General features: G+C 65.1%; 13 protein-coding genes. 5 read left to right on the top strand and 8 right to left on the bottom strand.

Annotation, left to right across the window (positions count from 1 at the left end):
• Positions 1-8: 8 nt before the first annotated feature.
• On the bottom strand, positions 9-1493 hold the full coding sequence (locus BEP01S_RS07100) for a phosphohexomutase domain-containing protein (protein WP_083532610.1): 1485 nt from the start codon (positions 1491-1493) through the stop codon (positions 9-11).
• Positions 1490-1846 carry a DUF3499 domain-containing protein gene (locus BEP01S_RS07095; protein WP_083532609.1) on the bottom strand — a complete coding sequence of 119 codons (357 nt, stop codon included), beginning with the start codon at positions 1844-1846 and terminating at the stop codon, positions 1490-1492. Before BEP01S_RS07095 ends, BEP01S_RS07100 begins: the two co-directional genes overlap by 4 nt.
• An 88-nt stretch (positions 1847-1934) precedes the next feature.
• Here BEP01S_RS07095 and BEP01S_RS07090 point away from each other — a divergent pair, with 88 nt between their 5' ends.
• Positions 1935-2297 carry a metallopeptidase family protein gene (locus BEP01S_RS07090; RefSeq protein WP_062241801.1) on the top strand — a complete coding sequence of 121 codons (363 nt, stop codon included), beginning with the start codon at positions 1935-1937 and terminating at the stop codon, positions 2295-2297.
• 17 nt (positions 2298-2314) lie between these two features.
• On the opposite strand, the gene BEP01S_RS07085 is transcribed toward BEP01S_RS07090, so the two are convergent.
• The 3 genes from BEP01S_RS07085 to BEP01S_RS17330 are packed head-to-tail and all read right to left on the bottom strand — an operon-like array spanning position 2315 to position 7304.
• On the bottom strand, positions 2315-3772 hold the full coding sequence (locus BEP01S_RS07085; protein ID WP_062241799.1) for a DUF5719 family protein: 1458 nt from the start codon (positions 3770-3772) through the stop codon (positions 2315-2317).
• Complete coding sequence (locus BEP01S_RS07080; RefSeq protein ID WP_062241796.1) at positions 3769-6867, bottom strand: glycosyltransferase family protein; 3099 nt, start codon at positions 6865-6867, stop codon at positions 3769-3771. The genes BEP01S_RS07085 and BEP01S_RS07080 overlap by 4 nt, the downstream gene beginning before the upstream one ends.
• Positions 6864-7304, bottom strand: a complete 441-nt coding sequence (locus BEP01S_RS17330; protein ID WP_369864242.1) for a WhiB family transcriptional regulator — start codon at positions 7302-7304, stop codon at positions 6864-6866. The genes BEP01S_RS07080 and BEP01S_RS17330 overlap by 4 nt, the downstream gene beginning before the upstream one ends.
• Before the next feature lie 348 nt (positions 7305-7652).
• Here BEP01S_RS17330 and BEP01S_RS07070 point away from each other — a divergent pair, with 348 nt between their 5' ends.
• Genes BEP01S_RS07070 through BEP01S_RS07055 form a run of 4 tightly spaced genes read left to right on the top strand, consistent with a single transcriptional unit; the run spans position 7653 to position 10948 of the window.
• Positions 7653-8780, top strand: coding sequence for a coenzyme F420-0:L-glutamate ligase (locus BEP01S_RS07070; RefSeq protein WP_039212667.1), 1128 nt, complete (start codon positions 7653-7655; stop codon positions 8778-8780).
• Between the two features lie 36 nt (positions 8781-8816).
• Entirely contained in the window at positions 8817-9515 is a 699-nt protein-coding gene (locus tag BEP01S_RS07065) for a hypothetical protein (protein ID WP_062241794.1), read from the top strand.
• Positions 9503-10273, top strand: coding sequence for a CoA transferase subunit A (locus BEP01S_RS07060; RefSeq protein WP_039212669.1), 771 nt, complete (start codon positions 9503-9505; stop codon positions 10271-10273). Before BEP01S_RS07065 ends, BEP01S_RS07060 begins: the two co-directional genes overlap by 13 nt.
• A 12-nt stretch (positions 10274-10285) precedes the next feature.
• On the top strand, positions 10286-10948 hold the full coding sequence (locus BEP01S_RS07055; RefSeq protein ID WP_039212670.1) for a CoA transferase subunit B: 663 nt from the start codon (positions 10286-10288) through the stop codon (positions 10946-10948).
• 340 nt (positions 10949-11288) lie between these two features.
• On the opposite strand, the gene manA is transcribed toward BEP01S_RS07055, so the two are convergent.
• From manA to BEP01S_RS07040, 3 genes are all read right to left on the bottom strand, one after another.
• A complete protein-coding gene (gene manA / locus BEP01S_RS07050; protein WP_062241792.1) occupies positions 11289-12608 on the bottom strand; it encodes a mannose-6-phosphate isomerase, class I in 1320 nt (439 codons plus the stop codon).
• Positions 12609-12897: 289 nt separating this feature from the next.
• Positions 12898-15750: an NlpC/P60 family protein gene (locus BEP01S_RS07045; protein WP_167348265.1), complete on the bottom strand. Its 2853-nt coding sequence runs from the start codon at positions 15748-15750 to the stop codon at positions 12898-12900.
• Between the two features lie 263 nt (positions 15751-16013).
• Positions 16014-17534 (bottom strand): LCP family protein, encoded by a 1521-nt coding sequence (locus BEP01S_RS07040; protein WP_062241788.1) that lies wholly within the window; start codon positions 17532-17534, stop codon positions 16014-16016.
• Positions 17535-17731 lie beyond the last annotated feature (197 nt).

The following is a 17731-nucleotide window of genomic DNA, read 5'->3' as shown; positions in this document are numbered from 1 at the left end:
GACCGCCTTCAGGCGCGAGCGGTGACGAAGTCCGTGACCTGGCGAGTGAGTGCGCCCACCTGCGCCGAATCGGCGGCTTCGACGTTGAGTCGGACGAGAGGTTCGGTATTGGATTTGCGCAAGTTGACCCACCAGTCGGCTCCCTGCAGACCGATTCCGTCGAGGTCGTCGATGGTGCTCTCCGGGAAGTCTCCGGCATGTGCGACGAATTCGGCGAGCACTGCGTCGGGGTCGGAGACGGTGAAGTTGATCTCCCCGGACTGGACGAACCGGTCATAGTCCGCGACCAGACGAGAGGCGGGAGCCCGTGATTCGGCGAGGGCGGCGATGAGGTGACAGGCCGCGAGCATGCCCGAGTCCGCGCCGAAGAACTCGTCAAAGTAGAAGTGCGCGGAATGTTCGCAGGCGAAGACGGCCCCGGTTTCGCGCATGAGCGTCTTGATACCCGAATGGCCGACCTTCGACCGCAGTGCGTGTCCGCCCGCGGCGGTGATCGTCTCGGCCACGCTGCGGGAGGTGATGAGGTTGTGGATGACGGTGGGTCGGTCATTGCCGAGCGCCCGGGCCCGTGCGATCTCCCGTTCTGCGACGAGTGCGCCGACGGCCGAGGCCGACATCGTCGCTCCGGTCTCGTCGATGAAGAAGCACCGGTCGGCGTCCCCATCGAAGACGAGTCCCAAGTCGGCTCCGTGATCGACGACCGCGCGTGCTGCGTCGACGAGGTTCTCGGGTTTGAGCGGGTTCGCTTCGTGGTTGGGGAAGGTGCCGTCGAGTTCGGTGAAGAGGCCGATGACGTCGAAGGGCACTGAGGCGGCTCCCGCGTCCGTGCCGAAGACCTCCCCGAGGAGGCGCCCGGCCATTCCATTGCCGGCGTCGAGCACAATCGTAAGTCCCTCGACCTGATCGACGTGGGTGAGTTCGCGGATCCGTGCCGCGTACTGCTCCCGCATCCGGGATGCCGCAGTCTCGTCCTCGTCGATGCTCCGCCCGTCGCTCTGTGGCGCGGTGACCGCGAGTTCTCTGACTCTCGAGAGACCGGACGCCAGGCTGACACCGGCGGCGCGGGGTCCGCAGATCTTGATCCCGTTGTAGTCGGCGGGATTGTGGCTGGCAGTGATCATGGCACCGGGCAGGTCGAAGATGCCTGAGGCGAAATAGAGCTGGTCGGTCGAGCACAGTCCCAGCAGGACGGCCTTCGATCCGGCGGCGTCGACTCCGGCCGCGAAGGAGTGGGCGAATCCGGGAGAGCTCGGTCGCATATCGTGGCCGATGACCACCTCGGTGGTGGAGTGGATCTCCGCCATGGCTCGTGCCGTCGCCCAGCCGAGGGCGAACAGGATGTCCTCGTCGAGCTGATCTGGAATGCGACCGCGGATGTCATAGGCACCGACGGCGGCATCGAGAGCGGCCGTCCGGGCCCGCCCGAGTTCGGAGTCCGGGAGGATCTGCGGTGCGGGATCGGTTCCAGACGATCCCGGTCCGGAATGGCTCATGAGTCGCCGATGATGCGCAGGTGACCGTGTCGGCGTCCTGTTGACGCCGGATCGTCTGCGTGTCCCGGTGCGGTCCGGCTCGGGGTCTGATCGGCGCGGTCGGCGGCTTCGCGGACGGCGTCGGCGATGGCCAACAGATCATCGTGGCTGCGTTCCGGTGGAGCCTGCCCGGAGTCGATGCGGATGAGCTGCCAATCCACGGGTGGGGTCAGCTTCGCCGCATGTTCGACGCACAGGTCATGAGCGCCCGGCTCGGCTCGCCTGCCCAGAGGTCCGATGACGACGGTCGCATCGGCGTGCACGTACGTCATGGTGGCGGCGGCGGGGCGCGAACAGCTGACTTTTGAACACATTCTCACGGCTGACACAGTCCCACACTCTACACGCCGCGACCCGCCGATTCGCTCAGGCACGGCGGCCCCGCACGTAGAATGAAGTGCTATGAGACCAAGGCGACATCGCGACCGACATGGGCGGGGTCTGCGGTCTCCGCTGTACCGTGCCGAGGTGCCCGCGCGGCTGAGCCGGGCGGAGAGTTTCGCGAAGGTCGCAGCCGCGGAGTTCGCCCAGATGCGCAGACACGAACCCGACCTCCTCGCCGAGGTGGTGCTGGCCGTCGATTCCGTCCCACCGGCGAGTTCGACTGAACCGAGCTTCGGCCGCGTGTTCCCGGCCGCCGGAGACCGCCCCACCCATATCGTCCTCTATCGCCGGGTGATCGAAGATCATGCCGGAAGTGAGGCCCGCGATGCGCTCATCGCCGAGGTGGTGGCCGACCAGGTCGATATCCTCCGTAGCACCTGAGCTCGGTTCACAGAAACTCAGCCGAGGCGGATATCCCGGTAGGCGACACCGGCTGGGGCCGGCGCCGGGACGACAGTGGAGATTCCGTCCTCGGTGGTGACGACGAGAGTCGCATGCACTCCGTCGGCCTGCGAACCCGAGGCCTGAGAGCCCTTGAGGACGAGCGCGCGCACCGAGTCGTCTGAGACATCGCTCGGGTTGAACACGGTCGTGCCCGTCGGATTGAGATCGATCGACTGGGGATCGGTCAGCCAACCGTCGTCGAGCATTCCCTGCACCTGCACATGTCCCTGACCGGGCGAGAGCTGCAGTGAGGACTCACCGGTGCGGGGAAGCGCCAGGATCTGCGTCTCGGCGAGGGAGTCGGTGGATGGGATGCTGCCGAAGTCGGCCGCTCCCTTCTCACCGTCCTTGCCGATGAAGGCACCCGCTTGAATGCGCTGCGACGAGTCGAGGACGAGACTCGTGGCGTCGAGGTCACCGAGGTCGGCTTCAGCGACACCGCGGCCGACCACGGTCATCGAGGAACGGGGAATGTCGATCTCACCGTCGGGCCCATAGGCCTTCAGCGACACCTCGGCGAGGTCGCCGCCCGGGTTCGCGACCCGCACTCGCACATCCTTGCCGCTGAGTCCGGTGAGCACCTGCTGGCGATCGGCTCCGGCGCCGCCGGCGGCGAGGTCGATGCCCTGCGGTTTGAGTCCGTCGAGGACGGTCTCCTGGATGGAGCCGGCCAGGACTCCCCCGTCGACGGTAACGTCGACTGCGAGGGCTTCGGCTCCTCCTGCCAGACCGCCCAGCGGGACGGCACGCTGTTTGCCGGCCTTGATGCTCAGTTCGGTCGGTTCGGCGGATTCACCGCCGGGGGTCATGAGCGCGACCTTCGCCTGGACGGGAACATCGCCGGGGTTGCTCAGCAGCAGCTGCGAGTTCGAGCCGGTGGCACCGGATCCGGCGACGATCCGGAAGCTGCTTGCCGCCTCGGCGCAGGTGAGTGTGGCGAGCCCCGTGAGGTCACCGGAGCTGCCTTCGACGGTTTCGAGGCCGGTTGTCAGGGCGGGTGCGCCGGGGCGGGCGAAACCGGTGACGAGCTTCGTCGAGTCGATGCTGTCGTCTCCGGAGACGAAGCCCTGACCAGAGGGATTGTCGAAGTCGATCGAACCGCCGAGGTCGGCGACCTGCAGGCGCGCCGAGGAGGTCGATCCGTCTGCGGCACCGATCGGCGCGGAGGCGGAGACGACGCGGGTTGAGACCTTCGAATCGTCGACGAACTCGGCATCGGTGCCTTCGGCCTCGCTCGCAGTGAGCAGCGGTCCGGGGCAGACGACGCGGGTGTCCGCGGTGGGCATGCGCACCTGTTCGGGGCTGCGATCCAATGTGCCGGGGGTCAGCGGGGTGAGGAACGACGTCATAGCGACTAGCACTCCGGGCACGGCGATGGCTGCGAAGGTGACGATGCTGCGCTGGTGCTTCATGCTTTCTCCTCCCGGCGGCCGGTCTTCGCCGTGTTCCCAGCCCGGCCGAAGGGAATGGCCACGATGAGGCTGAGCAGTCCGAGCACCCATCCGGCGATGACGCCGACCGGGTAGAGCGGTGAGTTCAGTGAGATCTCGACCTCTCCTCCTGCGGCAGGGAGGTCGAATTCGCTCGCCCATGCCTCTTCGCCGGGTTTCGGCTGCGGCAGGGGTTCACCGTCGATGCTCGCGGTGATTCCGTCCGTCGCATCGGCGATGGTCAGGACGCGCCCCTCCTGACCGGCCGGCACTTTCGCAGTGGTGCCGTGCATCGCCGCCGTGGAGACCTGTCCTTCGGCTTCGCGGATGAGGAACCGGCCGCTGTAGGGCTTGTCGACGCGCCACAGCTGTCCCGATGAGGTGGGACCGACCGGAAGCAGACCCTCCGAGACGGACACCGAGTTCGTCAGGCTGCCGGCATCCGGTCCGACGAGGACGAAATCGACTCCGAGCTCGCCGAGGATGCTGCTGATGTCACCGGCATCATCGGCCGAGAGCGCGGACGCCGCCTGAGCCACGAGCACCTGATCGGAGGTGATCGGCAGAGGGCGACGCTGCCACGGCCATCCACCGACGGTTTCGGCCGAGGTCACGGTCGAGGTTCCCAGCACTGTGCCGTCTGCGGAGGAGACGAGGGTGGCCAGGACCTCTCCGTCGACATTGTCCAGACGTAGGGTGCGTGCCTGCGTCGCACCTTCTGCGCGGTCGGCGGCCAGTGCGGGGATGTTGCTCTCGGAGGTCGCGGTGACCGCCTCGGCCGTGGTCGTGGCCCGTCCGGCGCCGAGGGCGATGAGTCCGAATGCTGCCACGGTCACGAGTCCGACGAGGCCGCGCATGGGCAACCGTCCGGACGCCGCGGACGTTCCCTTGGCGCCGTTCTTCGCGGTCGTCGAGCCAGCGGTCCGCCTGACCCGGGGACGGCGTCCGGCTGTGCGGTCGGCTCCGAGGGACAGCAGCAGGATCGAGCCGAGGCTGACCAGGGTCAGTCCCGCTGCAGGGTAGGAGCCGATGAGGTGGAAGGGTCCGGTCTGCGCAGGCAGGTGCACTTGGATCGCGGCGAGGATGAGACCGCCGAGGTAGAGGCCGACAGCCCAGGTCAGGCGGGAGAGTTCGAGTCGGGCTTCGATGAGGGTGAAGAAGGCCAGGATGAGCATCGGCAGCATCAGCACCGGCGCCCAGAGCTGCAGGATGCCGGCAGAGACCTCGCCGAGTCCGAGGTCGGAGATCAGGCCGGACAGCCAGGACATGTCGATCGGAGCGGGGAAGCCGACGGCCAGAAGATACGTCGGAGCGGAGTCCGTGGCGATGGTCTGTCCGGGCATCGTCAGCAGGGCTCCAGGCTCGCGGACCACGGCCCACAGCCACGGCCAGCCCAGGAACACGGTCGGGGCGAGCAGCCACAGATGGCGCAGGCCGCGACCGGCCACCAGCAGCACCGCCGTGCCGAGGACCGTGACGAGCAGCAGGAGCGGAACGCCTGCGGTGATGACGAACAGCAGCAGGCCGGTGCCGGCTGCTGCGGCGATCGATCCGGTGGTCAGGCTGCGGCGCAGAGTGAGCGCCACCAGCGGTGCGCAGATCCAGACGAGGATGACACCGAGGCGGCCGTCCGACAGGGCGGTCGTGAACAGCGGAGACGCGATCCACAGCAGAGCGGCGAAGCCGCGCACCCAGCGTCGGGTCAGCACGCTGCCTGCACCCACGTAGGCAGTGATGGCGGCGAGGATCGGTGCGGCCAGCAGCAGGGAGCGGACCATGACGTCGACATGGCCGAAGAAGAGGAGGGAGAGGACGCCGATGACGAGGTGATAGGGGTCGGCCGGGACTGCCGCTCCGGTCGAGACATCGAGGTGGCGGCCGAGCAGCCGGTCGAAGATCTCACCGAGTCCGATGTCCGTCGAACCCAGGGCTCCACCGTCGAGGTTGCCGGGGCCGAAGAGCCGATAGCCGATGACACCGCTCATCACCACGGCGGCGAGGATCACATAGGTCAGTGGTGCGCGCAGCAGGCTCGAACCGCCGGAGATCTCCAGGCGTGAGAAGGAGTCGATGGCTTCCTCGGTGTCGCCGACCGGGTTGAGTTCGGCGTCGGCGTCGGGGCCTCCGGTGGGAACCTCTGCCGGGCGCGCATCGTCGCTCTCACCGGTCATCGTCCGGCGTTGAACGGCGAGTTCTTCGTCATCGGCGAACAGTGCGGCGACGTGGGCGGTGCTCGATCGTTTGGCCACTCTGTTGCGGCGGGCGTTGGCGCGCCGCAGCGGGGCGGTGGTCGTGACGTCTGCGGGCAGGCCGAAGAGAGCGGAGAAATGCCACCCGGCGGGCCGGAAGTTGTTCGAGAGCAGCCCGCCGATGATGCGGCCGAGGTGGCCGAGCGCGAGGAGGCAGAAAAGTGAGAACAGTCCCTGTCCGGCGAGGCTGAGACGGTACCGCTGTTCGGTCCGGATCTGGGCCTTCGACGTCGGCGGATGGGGTGAGGAGCCGAGTCGGGCGGCGGAGGTCGAGGAGATCTCCATCCGCGCACGAGGCGCCAGCAGCACTCGGGCGCCGAGGTCGCGCAGGCGACGTGAGTATTCGAGGCCGGAATAGGCGGGGCCGAGCACTCGGGACGGTGCGCCGATGCGCTCGAGTTCGGTGGTGGCCATGAGCAGGCCCGGCAGGTCGAGACCCAGAGTTTCGATCTGGCTGTCGCGCTGGCCCTGGTCGATCTCCCCCGAGCCCACGGGGTTGAAGCGCTCCCCCGCCGAGGTGGTGCTCACTCCCGCGGAGACGATGCGGCCGGAGCACATGAGCTTCGGTCCGACTGCTGCGATGGATTCCGTCTCCCCGATGGCATCGAGCAGCTCATCGAGGCAGTCGGGTTCGGGACGGGAGTCAGGGGTGAGGAACCACAGGAAATCCGATTCCGCGATCTCCGGCATCTCGCCGGCTTCGCGGACCGTCCGTCCCCCGAGATCCACGACGGGGATCTCGGGGAAGTGCGGACGCAGAGCTGTTTCGAGCTCGACTTTGCTGGCATCGTCGCCGGAGACGACGACGATGGTGACGGCTTGACTCACACGACCTTTTTCTTGAGCCGGCGGCGTTCGCGCTCGGACATTCCGCCCCAGATGCCGAAGCGCTCATCGTTGGCGAGAGCGTATTCAAGGCATTCGGAGCGGACGTCGCAGGAGGCGCAGACCCGCTTGGCTTCACGAGTCGATCCGCCCTTTTCAGGGAAGAACGCCTCGGGGTCGGTCTGAGCGCAGAGGGCCTGGTCCTGCCAGGACAGCTCGCCGTCGTCTGCGGCGCCCAGGAGCAGCGACAGCGGTGAGACGGCGGAGTTGTCCGGCTGCAGCGGTGTCAGATCACTCGGATCGACAGCCAGCGGATCAGGCAGCGTCTCGGGTGTACGTGCTCCCGGTTCGATGAACCAGTCTTCGGCACGACGGGAGGTGACTCCCGGTGCGGCGGTGAAGTCTTCTCTCTCCCGCCATTCTCTCTGTGCACTTTGCACGGTTTTCCCCTTTCTCACGCTCGAGCAGGTCCGTTGCCGTGACTGAGCCGATCAGTCCGATGTACGGTCGAATCCACTGGATCCATGCTCGGCGCGTTCCCCTTAGGTATAAATTACACGCGTGTCATTACCGCCCCGTCAAGCCCTTATGGAGTAATGAGACACCCCTTGAGATGCTATTCGAACATGCGTTCACATGCACACGCGCCCAGAACCCTACATATAGGTCACGGCCCAGTCATGGAGCACAACCTGTGGGATTCGCCTGAGCAAACCCGAAGAATTTAGAAAGTGGACGCCCACAATGGGATTATGGAGGAATGAGAGTGGAATCACCGGTGGCCTGGCATGAATGATCGTCTGCTCACCGTCTACGCGCCTCCCGTCGAGGAAGAGATCACGCCGGGTTCCGACCTCTCCGCGGTCCTCATCAACGCTCTGCGGCGCAACCGCATCGACCTCAAGGACGGCGATATCCTCGTCGTCGCTTCGAAGGTCGTCTCCAAAGCCGAGGGTCGTCTGCGCACCGTTGCCGACCGTGCCGAGTTCGAGGAACTCGTCGAGCAGACCGGCACCCACTTGGTCGCCGAACGCTCGTATCGCTCCGGCACGACCGTCCAGGTCGTGCGCACCCCGGCGGGAACCGTTCAGGCTGCAGCGGGTCTCGACCAATCGAACTCCGGCGGGGCCGTCATCCTCCATCCCCTCGACAGCGACCGGTCCGCCGATGGCCTGCGTCGACGGGTCGAGCAGGCCTTCGAGGTGCGCATCGGTCTGGTCATCTCGGATACGAGTTCACGACCGTGGCGGGTCGGGGTCGGCGATATCGCCATCGGCTTGTCCGGTTTCTCCGGCCTCGATGACCAACGCGGTCGTCCCGACGACGACGGACGCGTCCAGACCGTGACCGTACGCGCGATCGCCGATGAGATCGCTGCGGCCGCCGACCTGGTCAAAGGCTCCTCGCGCGGACTGCCCATGGCGTTGGTCCGCGGGGCCGGCGGATACCTTGACAACGGCCAAGAAGGTGCCCGAGCACTCTCCCGCGACCTCGGCGAGGACTGGTTCCGCCACGGCCACGTCGAAGCCATTCAGCGCGGACTGGGAGTCACCGACCTACCCGGCAGCGCCCCGGCCGGCGACAACAGCGACGACATCCTCGAACGGGTGTCTCGAGCGATCCGCGTCGTCCGCGCCGGACAGTCCCGGACTCCCGGACATGCGGCATGGCGGATGCGCATCGAAGGGTCCGGTTCGCGGATCACGCTGAGCCCCTCCGACTCACCGGCCACTGCTCAGTCCGGCGGCCCTCCCCTGCTCGAAGCAATGGTCGGACTCGGATCTCTCGTCGAACGCCTCCATACGGCCCTCTTCGCCGAGGATCTCAGCGCCTCTACGCGCTATCACTGGGTCGACGGCGAGCTCGGGGCCTTCCCCCGCGGGGTGACGATCGACATCGGACTCATCGTTCCCTGACCCACCTCACCGGCTCACACAACCATGGAAGAGGATATGGATCTCTCAGTCATTGCGCACACCGGCGGACCCGTCCTGATCTGGCGCGGGCCGGATTTCGATCGCCTCGACCTCACCGGTCCAGTCGTCTCGAACTGGGTGAATAAGGGAGTCGGTCTCTTCGGCGATTATGATCTCGGACCGGACTTCACTCTCTTCGTTCCTCTGCCGGAGGGCCTGCACTGGCGCGAACTCGTCGCGATCCTCAGTGTTCTGCTGGCCGGCGGCCGCGTCGTCATCGCAGCCGAACCGCCTCAGGAGGACTTCATGGCCCTCGTTCCCTTCGGCCACGAGGATGATGAGTCGGTGGCCGATGCTGAGGAGGTCTTCGTCTTCAATCCCCCGGCCCTGGCGCTGAGCACCCCGGTCGACTCCGACTTCATCGACGTGAACTCCGCTATCCGCGCCTATCCCGATGTCACTTCGCGTCGCCTCGACGGTTCGGGGGTCCTCGAGATCGACGGGCAGGTCATCGACTGGACGAACTCCGGGGCGACCGCCGGCACCCGCACCCGACCGCAGGGACTGCTCGTCGCGAACTCGACCCCGCTGCCAGGGGAATGGCCGCGTTTCCTCCAGCACCTCCTCGGCGGCGGTGAGGTCCTGCTCACCACCCAGGTGGACGATGCTCGCATCACGGACCTGGCCGACGGACTGGGCGTGGTCCATGGCACACTGGGCACATGGACAAAGTAGTTGATACCCCCGCAGCAGCGGTGGCCGACATTGCAGATGGATCATCGATCGCCGTGGGCGGCTTCGGTGTCGTTGGCGTACCCGAATTCCTCATTCGGGCGCTCCAGGACCAGGGAGCCAAAGACCTCGAAGTGATCTCGAACAACGCCGGCGTCGACGGCCGCGGACTGGGCATCCTGCTCGCCGACGGACGACTCCGCCGCATCATCGCCTCCTATGTCGGCGAGAACAAGGAATTCGCCCGTCAGTACCTCTCCGGAGAACTCGAGGTCGAACTCACCCCGCAGGGCACCCTGGCGGAGAAGCTGCGCGCAGGAGGCGCCGGAATCCCGGGCTTCTATACCATCACAGGCGCAGGCACGCAGGTCGCCGAGGGCGGCATGCCCTGGAAGTACGACTCGGACGGCAACGTCGTCAAGGAGTCTCCGGCCAAAGAGACGAAGGTCTTCGACACCTTCGGCGAAGAGAAGGAATACGTCCTCGAGAAGTCGCTGGCTCCCGACTACGCACTTGTGCGCGCGGCAATCGGCGACCGGCACGGCAACCTCGTGTTCCACTCCTCGGCGCGGAACTTCAATCCCCCGGCCGCACAGTCGGCTCGCATCACCATCGCCGAGGTCGAAAAGCTCGTCGAACCCGGCGAGATCGATCCGGATATGGTCCACGTGCCAGGCGTCTTCGTCCACCGCGTGGTGCCGCTGACACCCGAGCAGGTGGCGGACAAGCCCATCGAGAAGCGCACCGTACGAGAAGCCTGAGGAGACACAGAAATGTCATTGACACGCAATCAGATGGCGGCCCGTGCCGCCCAGGAACTCGAAGACGGCAGCTACGTCAACCTCGGCATCGGCATGCCGACACTGGTTCCGAACTTCCTGCCCGAGGGCGTCCACCTCGTGCTCCAGTCGGAGAACGGCCTGCTGGGCGTCGGCCCCTACCCGACCGAGGATGAGATCGATCCCGACCTCATCAACGCGGGCAAGGAGATCGTCACGATGAACCCGGGCGCCGCCTACTTCGATTCGGCGCAGAGCTTCGGCATGATCCGCGGCGGCAAGATCAACGCTGCGATCCTCGGTGCCATGCAGGTGGCCACGAACGGCGACATCGCGAACTGGATGATTCCGGGCAAGATGGTCAAGGGCATGGGCGGTGCGATGGACCTCGTCCACGGCGCCCAGCGCGTCATCGTCATCATGGACCACGTCGCCAAGGACGGTTCGCACAAGCTGCTGAAGTCCTGCGAGCTGCCGCTGACGGGCAAGGGCGTCGTCGAGCGCATCATCACCGATATCGCCGTTCTCGACGTCAGCGGTGACTCCTTCACCCTCGTCGAGCTCGCTCCCGGCGTGACAGTCGACGAGGTCAAGGAGAAGACCGGCGCCGAGGTGATCGTCCCCGAGAACGTCCCCACCATCGAGGTCGCAGCCTGATTCGCCGGTAGGGTCGCCGCCTGGTTCAGAGGTGACCGACCGCAGTCTCGCATGAGTTGTGGTCACGTTCGGACACGGAATTTCGATTCCGGTGTCCGAACGTGGCCACTCTTTTTGTCTGCGGTTCTCTTGGCTCTCCCCCAGGGTGCTTCAATCAGCTCCGGCCGTCACACGGTGCCAGCTGACAGGCTGCTCCGGTCACGGCCGGAAACAGAAAAGTCTGGTCGTTCCGCGGCGATCTCTGCGTGGAGATCGCCGGGGAACGACCAGACAATCGGCATTCACGGGCGCAGACGAATATCGCCAGCTGACAGGCTGAGCAGTCCTGCTCGCCGGAGGTTCAGCGGCCGGCTGCTCCGGAGTTCAGGCCGGTGGTGCCCACGAACAGGTCACCGTGGCCGTCGGCCGTGACAGTCGGTTCGTTAGCTGCGATGAACGCGCTCTGCCCACGTTCAAGGGTAAGCGTCGAACCGAGCGAGCTGAGGGTGACGGTTCCCGCGGTGCACAGTGCGATCGCCGCACCGCGCCGCTCCACCGTCGTCATCCGTGGGCACCGCAGAGCCTGCAGAGCGAAATCGTCGGTGGGCCCGAGCAGCATTCCGGTCCGGTCGGGTTCGACCATCCGCGGCGCGCCGGAATGGAAGTCCGTGATCGCCGACAGCTGTTCGATGTCGACGTGCTTCGAGGTCAGTCCGCCGCGCACGACGTTATCGCTCGAAGCCATGATCTCGATGCCGGTGCCGAAGAGGTAGGCATGGAGCACCCCGGCGTCCATGGTCAGTGCCTCACCCGGCTGCAAGTGGACGCGGTTGAGCATGAGTCCGACCAGTGCGCCCGGATCGTGGGGGTAGTCGGTGACGAGTTCACAGAATGTCTGTGCCGGGTCGACCGCGCTGCCGGAGCGGCTGATGTGCCCGGCCGGCAGTTCGTCGAGTCCGTGGACGGCCACCTCGTCGACGAGTCCGGGGGTCCGCGGGTCGCTGAGGATGATCTCAACGGCTCGAGACAGCGCCTTGGACTCGCTGAAGGACTTCAGCGCGCCGATGATCGCTCCGAGGACGTCCAGGGACGCCGGAGTCAACGGCTGGGAGAGCATCCGTTCGAACGTCGCTCGCACGGCCTTGCGCGGGCGGAATCCCGTGAGCGCGTGGAAGTCTGTGAGCGCGTAGATGAGTTCCGGTTTCGCCGAGGCGTCCTTGAAGTTCCGGTCGGGAGCGTCCAGAGCCGGCCCAGCGGCTTCTTCGGCGGCGAATCCTGCCCGGGCCTGTTCGCGATTCGGGTGCACCTGGATAGACAGGGCCTTGCTGGCCGAGAGCACCTTGAGCAGGAACGGCAGTCGCGCGCCGAAGGAGTCGAGCGAGTCGTGTCCGAGCAGACCCTCCGGGTCCCCCGCCAGGTATTCGATGAGGTTGGGTCCGAGCCGGGGTCCGGCTTCGGTCGCTACGTTGCCCGTCGTCCCCTGCCCGCCGAGGCGGTTCTGCCGTTCCAGCGGGGCCTGGGTGTGCGGGTGGCCGACTTCGAGTCGAGAGGGGCTGACCGGATGAGCTCCGAGCCAGAGTTCCGCGCAGGGGGTGCCGTCCGGAACAGTCCCGAGGATCGCGGGAATCGCGTCCGTGCTGCCCCATTCGAAGTTCTTGACCGTGTTGTGCAGACGATGCACTGTGGGCCCCCTTTTGACAGGATCGAGTCGGTTTCACATCCGGTGGTACCGGGTGTGCTCCGTCCAGCCTAATCCCACCATTGCGCGCGAAGTGGGCACTTCACTGACTGTTCAGTCGAAGTCATCATCTATTCACCGCTTGTCACCTGGGCTGATGGTTTCGCCCACCGCGGCGGTGCCCCCACAATCGTGGGGACAACCAGAAAGTGCCCCGAGGGAGATCCGCAGTGGGATCGTCCTCGGGGCACTGTCCTGCAGACGCTGAACGCCCTGTCCTCGATGCCGGGGATCAGCCGACTACGCGGATGACCTTGGCTCCACGGTTGAGCATCCAGCTGTAGCTGCGCTTCGTGGTGTTCGTCCGTGTCGAGCCTGCATCGTACATCTGACCCTTGGTCTCGGAGATGATTCCGATGTGTCCGGGGATCCAGATCAGGTCACCGGGCTTGGCGTCCTTGATGGAGACCTCCTTGCCGGCGTAACGCTGCTGACTGGTTGTGCGCGGCAGTTTGATTCCGTTCTTGCCGTAGACGTACTGGGTGTAGCCCGAGCAGTCCCAGCCGGACTTCGGCGAGGTGCCGCCCCAGACGTACTTGACGCCGAGGTTGGCCTTCGCGTCCTTGATGATGGACGCACGCTGGGCCGCGATCTTCTCGGCCTTGCTCGGCTTGTCCTTCTTCTTGTCGTCCTTGGACTTGTCGTCCTTGGACTTGTCGTCCTTTTTGGAGTCGTCCTTCTTCTTGTCGTCCGAGTCATCCTTCTTGGAATCATCCTTGGACTTGTCATCCTTGGACTTATCGTCCGAATCGTCCTTGGACTTGTCGTCTTTCGAGTCCTTGTCGTCTGCAGAACCTTCCCCGGAGTCTGCAGGCGACTTGTCATCGGTGGAATCGTCTCCAGGCGGGGTCGTGCCGCCCGGAGCATTGTCGTCGCTGACTCCGCCGGCGATCGTACCCTTGGGCGAGAACTCTGTGGTTCCGTAGCCTTCGGCCCAGACCAGACGTGCTCCCTCGAAGAGCTGCTCACCGCGGCCCTTCTTGTAGACCACGTCCGACTTGGGGTAACCGAGGTGACCCTTGACGGTCCCCTTGTCACCCCAGTACTTCATGATCGTGCCGGAGGTGTAGTGAGCGCCGGTGTCCTTCGACCAGTAGAACGAGCCCTTTTCGAAGCGCTGTGCGGCGCCCCCGTCCTCGAGGCCGCCCTTCTCCGAAGAGGTGGGCAGCCCCAAGTCGGTGACTGCATTGCCCTTGTACGCCGAAGCGATCGCTCCGGACAGGTGGTAGGCGCCGGTCTTCTTGGACCAGTAGACGGTGCCCTTCTCGAACTTCTGTGCCTTGGCGCCCTTGATGCCCTTGACTGCGTATTCCTTGCCGAGAGCCTTGCCGAGCTTGTTCTTCTCGGCATACTTCTCGATCGTGGTCTTCGCCTTCGGCTTCTCGGTCTTCTTGTCGTCGTCCTTCTTGTCGTCGTCCTTCTTGGAGTCGTCCTTGGACTTGTCGTCCTTCTTAGAGTCGTCCTTGCTGTCGCCGGGCTGTTCGCCGGTCTTCAGGATCGAGTTGACCGTCGAGCGCATCTCGCCCATCTTGGCGTAGAAGGCGTCACCCGGGCAGTCGGTCTGTCCCAGGTCGCGGTGTCCGACCATGTTCGACGAGGTGGCCTTGGAGATTCCGTTGATCGAGAATTTCCAGGCGATCGCCGAGGCGACGGCATCACGGGTCTTCTTCGGCGGGGCCGCACTGTTGTAGGTACCCAGCACGGAGATACCGAAGGTTCCGGTGTTGTGTCCGGCGACGTGAGCGCCGATGACTGCCTTCTCGACGTCACCGCCGCGGGCGTGCCAGAGGCGACCATACTTGTCTGCGACGACGTTGTATCCGATGTCGTTCCAGCCGCGCCCCTGCTGGTGGTAGGCCTGGATACCGCGGATGATTCCGGGAACGTCGCCGGCCGAGTAGCTGTTCGAGCCGGAGGTGTGGTGGACGACGGCCTGCTTGATGCCGCTGGCGTAGTCGGGGCTGCCGCGGTAGGCCTTGGCACCCCAGGAGCTGCGCGAACCGATCTTCGGCTTCGACACCTTCTTCGCCACGGTGTCCACTGTCGACGATCCGGGCACGTAGTTCTGATTGGTCACCGTCGCACCGGCGGCCGCATCAACGTTCTCAGCAGTTGCCGCCTCGGCGTCGGCCGAATCAACGTTCTCAGCAGTTGCCGCCTCGGCGTCGGCCGAATCCTCGGTCGACTGCTCCGGCGCGGATTCAGCACCGGCGGAGTCACCGCTGACCTGGTCGTCGAGCTCGATGGGATCGTTCTCGGCGACGGCCTGAGCGTCACCGGCGGCCCGCTTCGGATCGACGAGCACGAGTTCGGCCTCGCTCGGCGCAGAATCACCGAGGATGCGCATCTGGACGGCAGAGGCGTTCGAGACCGTCATCGGCTCCGAACCCTTGTTCTGGGCCTCCTCCTGCTGTTCTTCGTCCAGGGAGTCCCAATTGCCCCATTCGGATCCGTGCTTGACGCGGACCTGGATGCGGATATTGGACTTCGCCTCGGAGAACGTGAAGCCGACGAGGCTCGGGTTGTTCTGGGGAACGTCGAGGACATCGGAGATGAGCGCGATGTTCACACCGTCTTCGGTCTTCTGACGGACCGAACCGGAGATGTCGTCTTCGCCCTGAGTCTTCGACTCGTCGGACGAATCCTTCGCACCCTCGTCGTCGGACTTCTCGTCGTCCGACTTCGGGTCCTCGTTCTCTGCGCCTTCGGCGGGAGCCTGCTCGGTCTCGGACGGTGCGGCCTCGTCAGCACCGGAAGTCAGTCCGGCGGAGACGTTGTTGACTGAACCCGTTGCCGCCGACGCCGAGGCGTTGACGATATCGGGCACCTTGGCCGAGGCCAGTGCCGTCTGCGACTTGAAGATATTCGGCAGATTGCTCGTGGCGCTCTGGTTGGCGGCAGTGGCGGTGGAATCACTGGAATCGCGGGCACCGGGGACGTTGAGTCCCTCTTTGCTGACGTTCAGCGCCTCTTTGGACACTTCCGGCGACGTCGCGGCTGCAGAAGCCGTCGGTGCCGAGACCAATAAGGTGCCGACCAGCGCAACAGAAGCGCAGCCCGCAACAGTGGGCAATAGATATTTCATCGTTACAGCCTTTTCGAGGAAGACAGGGAAGTTCAGGCCTCGAGGTCTCGCACCGTTGGCAGAACGGTGGGCAACCCCAACATCTCAAAATTGTTACACATTTTCGGCGTGTCAGACTAGCCACAGAGCAGAATATTCTAATTACACGAGTGTGGTTCCCAGTATTGGCAAGGGACACACCGAGCAAAAGAATTTCCCGGAATCGTCATGAGATCGGCCGATTCAGTCATTGATCTGATCACGACCGGTCCCACAGCGGTACCTCAGGGCACGTAGCAGATCGCCTTTGCGTCGGCTTCATCACCGGTGTCAGCCGAGGAGTCGCCGGCACCCTGTGCCAGCAGCTGCGGCCCTGAACCGGGGTTCGGATCGAGTCCCGCATCGACTCCGGCAGCGGCTGACAGGTCGCTTCCGGGAACCGAGAACGCGTCTTTGTCCTCTTCCGAGGATTTCGACGACTCCTCGATCTTATCGGCTACCAGCTGATGTGCCACATCGAAGTCCGGCTGCGAGGGAGTGATGCGCGGTGGGGTGAGGTCGACGGATTCGATCTTCTGTGACTTCACCTTGAGCGCGAGGTCGACGAACGAGTCCACCTGAGACTGCGGGATGTCCGTCGATACGGCGCCGGGAGTGGCCTTCGCGATCGACTGGTAGCGGGTGAGCACGGTGGCCGGGTCGAGCTGTTTGACCATTGCGGTCTGCACGCAGCGCTGGCGGATCATCCGCTCGTAGTCGCTGGAGAACTCTCGGGACCGCGCGAACCACAGCGCGTGGAAGCCGTCGAGCTTCTGCTTGCCCGGTTCGATCCACCCCTTGACCGGCCCGTGCTGGCCCGTGGTCGGGTCGACCTTCGACGAGATCGGCACCCGCTTGCCGGAGACCAAAGTGATCCCGCCGAGGGAGTCGATGAGGTTCTCGAACCCTTTGAGGTTGATCATCGCGTAGTACTGGACCTCGAGGCCGGTGACGCCCGAGACGGCGTCCATCGTCGCCTGCTCTCCGGCTGTCTTCGGGTCCTCGAATTCGTCCTTGTGCTGCTCGCCCTGCTGGAAGACCGCATTGAGCAGGCATTCGTCTCCGCAGTTGTAGCCCTGTGGGTAGTGCTTGTGCAGCGGAGAGTCGTCGGGGAACGGCACGTTCTCCATATTGCGGGGCAGACCGATGATGACCGACTTGCCGGTCTTCGCATCGATCGAGACCAGCGACAGCGAGTCCGGGCGGATTCCCGTCCTGCCCTTTCCGGCGTCCGAACCCAGCAGCAGGATGTTGTATCGGCCGTCGACGGGTTTGAGTGCCTTGCCCGAGGCGAACAGGTCACTCATCAGTCCTCGCTGGGAGTTGAGGATCGTCGTCCCCCATGCCAGAGGTCCCACGACGATGAGCAAGAGGGCGCAGAAGGCCGCCACGAAGCGTTTGCGGGCCTTCCGTGAGATCGTGACGATCCGGATGCGCCGAAGGGTGTCGAACAGGCACACCGCCCAGTTGACGGCGATGACGGGCACCCAGATGGTCAGGAAGGTGAGGATGAAGGGGTTCGTGCCGATGGTGAAGAGGAAGGTCCTGCTGATGAGGACGATCACACCGGCGATGATGGCCAGGATCCAGCTGATGGCGGTGATCGACAGTGAGATCTTCGCCCAGCGGCGATGGCCGAAGAGGAGCTGCACTCCCCCGGGCACGATGGCCGTGACGAGCAGCAGAAGCCACGCCCGCACATCACGCGTCGGCTGCGAAGCATACGACGGGTGGCGGATCGGGTCCACATATCTCGTCTCGGCCACTGACTTCCCTTCGCTCCGGGCTCTGCTCACGAACTGATTCCGACATCGACATCCGCGGGTGGCCACGCACTGGTCGCTTCTCCCCATCGGGTGCCCACAGCAGACCACTGTGCCAAAGACACTTCAGAGTCCACTGTGTTCACCTATTGTGTCGCGTGAGAACCGTCGATTCCGGCACATCCGCGCCGCGCATGTCG

This window comes from Brevibacterium epidermidis NBRC 14811 (assembly GCF_001570805.1).
In the GTDB taxonomy this organism is placed as follows: Bacteria; Actinomycetota; Actinomycetes; order Actinomycetales; family Brevibacteriaceae; genus Brevibacterium; species Brevibacterium epidermidis.
This window is presented reverse-complemented; position numbering and strand designations above follow the sequence as displayed.